1 pseudogene is annotated in these 1,012 nt (G+C 59.1%); it reads left to right on the forward strand.

Annotation, left to right across the window (positions count from 1 at the left end):
- Positions 1-2: 2 nt before the first annotated feature.
- Positions 3-703, forward strand: a pseudogene (locus ACXJKO_RS31810) (IS6 family transposase).
- Positions 704-1,012: the final 309 nt, after the last annotated feature.

Genomic DNA, 1,012 nt, shown 5'->3' on the forward strand with positions numbered 1-1,012 from the left:
GTATACGCAGCCCCGTCAGCTACAAGCGCCATCGGTTCCCATCCCAGATCATTGCCCATGCCGTCTGGTTGTATTTCAGGTTTCCTCTAAGCCTGAGATTAGTTGAGGAAATGCTGCTCGAGCGCGGCATTGTCGTCTCCTACGAGACGGTCCGCCGGTGGGCGCTGAAGTTCGGACCCGATTACGTCGCCGCTTGAAGCGCGAGACACCAAGCCGCCGCGATATCTGGCATCTCGATGAGGTTGTGATTACCATCGATGGCCAGAAGCATTGGCTCTGGCGGGCAGTTGATCAGGACGGCTATGTGCTTGATGAGATCGTCCAGACGCGCCGCAACACCAAGGCCGGCAAGCGCTTGCTGAAACGGCTCTTGCGCAAGCAGGGCGGCCCACCTCGGCGAATGATCACCGACAAGCTCGGCTCCTACGCGGCCGCCCGGCGTCAGGTCATGCCGTCGGTCGAACACCGCTCGCATAAGGGGMTCAACAATCGGGCGGAGAATTCGCATCTACCGTTCCGGCGACGCGAGCGGATGATGCAAGGCTTTCGGTCGCCCAGGTACCTGCAGCGGTTCGTCAGTGTGTTCTCCGCTGTGCGCAATCTCTTCGTTCTACCCCGCTCCCACCGCTCCGCCTCTGCCACCCATCTCCACCGCCTCAACGCCATGGCGGAATGGAAGTCTGCGGCTAACATTGCTGCTTGAGCCTGTCCGGCGACCAGATCGGCCTTAATGCGCTTGGCGGCAGTTAACGTGACAACACCATCCAACAGCCGGTAGACTGATGGCAATAGAGCTGGCTCTGCAAAAGGCTGCGCACTATTTCGATTAGGAATAGCAGTGATAATCGCTCCCTAGGCCGAGTTGGAGCCCATGGGCTTCTTGCGCAGGAAGATCATGGACGGTACGTCTTGTACTACAAGCAACTGGTAGAAGGCGCTCCTGATGGGCCGGGGCAACGAACATCGTGATCGTCAACGTCAATTCGGCGCTCAACCTGCCGAACCTTGGGAC

It is taken from the genome of Microvirga sp. P5_D2 (assembly GCF_054049475.1).